This is a genomic window from Yoonia sp. R2-816, from assembly GCF_046762905.1.
Classification (GTDB): domain Bacteria; phylum Pseudomonadota; class Alphaproteobacteria; order Rhodobacterales; family Rhodobacteraceae; genus Yoonia.
The window spans coordinates 1-3706 of sequence record NZ_JBKQXN010000037.1; the positions used below are offsets into that span (position 1 = coordinate 1).

The window sequence follows — 3706 nt, forward strand, 5'->3', positions numbered from 1 at the left end:
GCAACAGCAATCGAATCCTTGTGGACGTCCAGACCCACATAAAGTGTCTTGTTCATGCTCATTTCCTCTGTCGAACAAATCCATGTTCGCCGAGAAAAACATGACAACTGGCGCTGCCGCAAAACGCTCATCTGGTCTAAGCCTCTTTAGGGTTAGCAGCCGTTCGAGTTGAACGCGGCGAAAGAGGAAAAAGAGCCCACAGCGGAAGTCTTCATTTTTTGCTGCATGCGCTCGCAGCGCGGAAATTTCTGCAAGTGCTCAGTCTGGCGCGCCGCAGCGCGGCTGCAAACTCAGCCATTCGAACGTCGCGCAGCTAGGTTTGTCAGGGCAACTCACAGATCGCGGGACTAAGCGGCCTTAAGCCATCAAAGTGTTAAGGTCTGCTGTGCATCTAGTCCAAGCGCAGTCTCATCAATGCGTACATCAGCAACATAGCACAAGCGAGACCCGCCAAAAGGAATGTTGAACGTAGGGCGAGTTCGCGGCCCAACTCATTTTCCAAGACATATACAGCGGCACCGCCAGCCAATGCACCTAAAGGCATGGAGCCCCAACCGAAGAAACGGTAAATGCTGTTGACCCGGCCAAGCAAATCAGACGGGATACGCCGCTGCCTCCAGGACACGGTTATTACATTCCAGAGCATCGCCCCACACATAACAAAGAACAACGGAATGCTCATCGTTACCACCGATTGGCTTAATCCGACAGCGGCATAGCCTACACCCCATGCTGCAATTGACACGTACAAGCAAGCCTGAGTTCCTAGAACTGAAACAAACCTGGCTGCAAGCAAGCTACCTGCTATAGCGCCTAACGCCTCAACAGATAGCACCCAACCGTATTGGAATGAGGAAAGCGCGAGGACTTCTTGTGCAAAAAGGACCTGAATGGTGATTGTTGCTGTCGCAATGAAGTTCGCAATCCCCAAGACTATGGCCAGTCTAAGCAACAGGGGATCACGTCGCATATATGCGATCCCTTCAATAAGCGCTGAGCGAAAGCTAGAACTCATCCTGGGCTTTGGCCGAAGCGAAATCATCCACACAAGACCTGCCGCCAATACAAGCAGTGCAGCGTCAATACCAAAAGGAATAGCAATTCCTGCAGCGATCAAGAATCCCGCCAACGGAGGGCCAATAAATTGACCAGTGAGCTGCTCGCTACTCCAGAGTTGACCATTGGCACGCTCGAGGTCCCGTGAGTCCACGATGGACGGCAGCATCGTTTGCGCGGCATTGTCCCGTAAGACCTCTGCCGATCCTAACAAAAAGGCAAGCCCAGCAAGCACCCAGACAGCCCCTTGGGCTTGTTGGTTCATTGCCAACATCATGATTGCCAAAACGATGGCCGCTCGTAACAAGTCGGTGCGTGCAATGAGCTTGCGGTGATCCGCTTTGTCCACGATGACTCCGGCTGGAATAGAAAATATCAACCAAGGTAAGCGCCCTGCAGCGGCGACGGCAGCAATGGCTATCGGATTTTGCGTCATCAAAGTCGCGAGCCATGGTAGGGCAAGAATAACCAGCCCGTCGCCCAAGTTGGTCATGGTTCCTGCGCCAAAAAGTAAGCGAAAGTTACGATTTCTGGCGAGTAGCGATGCGGCCATCATTTGTAATCCCGGTTTCTGAGAAGAACTCTTGCCCAAGGGAAAAACGAGCGCAAGTTTCTCATCCAGAAAAACCTGTTAGCTGCCGTTCACGCAGCGCGCAGCATCCGTCAAATTGGGCTCAGAGCGGCCCAATGCTGACGCGGCAGTGCCGCCGCAGCAGGCCACCCGAGACCTGACATCCGTAACATCCGCCAACCCGATGAATTTGCTGGATCACAGTCGAGCAGCTGACATTGGCAACGATTGAACCGACGTTCGTGCGGCAGGCGGCGAAACCTGAGGGTGAGCCCAAACTGTGGGATGCTGCGGGGCGCATGAATGTCCGCATCGGAAATGTATTGATCTATCAGCCGGAAGCGGCGGTCGCGCGGAGAACCGCAGAACAATGATTTGCGATTTTCTCTGCGGCTTCCTCCGGATTTAACTTGGTAACGTTTAATCGAAGAGTGTTAGGTAAGTCGCCGCCGATCAGTGGCTCTGATGAAGCGTGATTGCGTCGCGCGACCTCTGCACCCTGTAGCTTTCCTTTGCCCTTCCGCTCTGGTGACTGAATTCGCTTTATGTTTTCTTCTAAGTCGCAGGCGATGTGAACCACCACTAGCGGCGGACGTTGGATGCTTCGCTCCTCGAACCTTTGCCATTCTTCTATGGCCCATTCCGTCTCGCCAGTCAGGACCGTGGTGAAGACTACGGGGATATCGGACGGCAAGGCTGCAATGAGCTCGTCCGCTATTTCTTCGACACGTCGCACTGTCTCCCGAAATTCAGGTGTACGAAATTCGGTCAAGGCGAATGCGAGGTTGTAGAGTGTGTGTATATCGACAAGGCGCGCCCCCAAGAGCTTTGCAAGTTCTCGCCCGATGGTCAGTTTACCAACGCCAGGATAGCCGTTTAGAACAATAATCATTTATCAAATGTACTGCTTGTTTCGGGATTTGGCCATTTGACAAAAGCGGCCTTTGGCGCAGCCGCAGCGAAAGCTCACTAAGTCCCGCATGTCAATCATCACTCAGCCAAGCGGCGAAAGAACGGTTTGGATTTGATTGCTCAGACCAGTTTACAATGACGGCTCTGGCGACCTGGGCTGCGCCGCAGCGTTGGTCTTGCTACAACTGCGAATGGATGCTGCGTTAGCGAAGTATCAAAATCGAACGACGGCAAAGTCCGCAGCCGTGAAGTTGAACACGGCGATCTGGATGTCAGCTTCCGAGTAAGTCCTGAACTACGGACGGCTTGCGTGCGATCAGTGCGAGCAGCACCTGAGCAGGACCATTCGGTTGGCGTCTTCCGTGTTCCCAGTTCAGTAATGTGCCTTTGGCTACGCCGATGCTGCGAGCAAATTCCGCTTGGGACAGGCCAGTCTTTGCCCTTACTTCTGCGACATCAATATCCGGAACGGCTATCTCGTGGACACGGGCGTCAACCCCCTGCCCTTTCGAGAACGCTTTTGCCTCTTCGAGACCTTGCTTGATGCTTTCAAAAGCACTCATTGTTTGTCACTCCACATGCTCACGATCTCTTTGCTCAACTCGACGGCCGCAGCTTGTTCTTTAGGTGTCAGATTTGCCCTGTCATTCTTGGCGAAGATCGTAACCAGGAAGATCGGCATATGCCGACCACCAAAAACGTAGATCGTCCGAAACCCACCACGCTTCCCTTGGCCTTCCCGAGGGATACGCACCTTTCGCAGCCCTCCGCCAAGTGAGGTGCCGGCCTCAGGGTTCTCGGCAATCCACACGATGACGGCTTCGCGCTCGTCATCGGACATGACTGCTTTAGCTTGGCGTTGAAATTCCGGCAGCTCTACGACCGTCTGTAACTTAGTCACCAAATATACGCCAATGGCACATAAGTCAATGACTCACTCATTTGCTTTCCCGCTTGGTATGACTTTGTCGCATCTTTGTTCCGCTCCAATTGCTCACTTATACGTTTGCAAGGACGGTTCCGTTTAGCGCCCTGTGGATCACCCGCCCAACTGATCTCCGATCCGGCCTTAGCGCCCCATTCTGAACTCAGCCGGACTCGACCCTGTCTACTGCAGGCATAACCGACGTCCAACAAGGGCGCCCGTCGAAGCCGAACAGGCATTGA

Annotated in this window: 4 protein-coding genes; all 4 read right to left on the minus strand. The window is 53.6% G+C overall.

Features of this window, described 5'->3' with window-relative positions:
• Window positions 1-391: 391 nt before the first annotated feature.
• The 4 genes from ACFWW2_RS00585 to ACFWW2_RS00600 all read right to left on the minus strand — a co-directional run bounded on the left by ACFWW2_RS00585 (window position 392) and on the right by ACFWW2_RS00600 (window position 3440).
• Window positions 392-1609, minus strand: a complete 1218-nt coding sequence (locus ACFWW2_RS00585; RefSeq protein ID WP_393925422.1) for an MFS transporter — start codon at window positions 1607-1609, stop codon at window positions 392-394.
• A gap of 349 nt (window positions 1610-1958) precedes the next feature.
• Window positions 1959-2519 carry an AAA family ATPase gene (locus tag ACFWW2_RS00590; RefSeq protein WP_393925419.1) on the minus strand — a complete coding sequence of 187 codons (561 nt, stop codon included), beginning with the start codon at window positions 2517-2519 and terminating at the stop codon, window positions 1959-1961.
• A 292-nt stretch (window positions 2520-2811) separates the two neighbouring features.
• On the minus strand, window positions 2812-3102 hold the full coding sequence (locus ACFWW2_RS00595) for a helix-turn-helix domain-containing protein (RefSeq protein WP_393925420.1): 291 nt from the start codon (window positions 3100-3102) through the stop codon (window positions 2812-2814).
• Window positions 3099-3440: a type II toxin-antitoxin system RelE/ParE family toxin gene (locus ACFWW2_RS00600; protein WP_393925421.1), complete on the minus strand. Its 342-nt coding sequence runs from the start codon at window positions 3438-3440 to the stop codon at window positions 3099-3101. Before ACFWW2_RS00600 ends, ACFWW2_RS00595 begins: the two co-directional genes overlap by 4 nt.
• Between the last annotated feature and the right edge of the window lie 266 nt (window positions 3441-3706).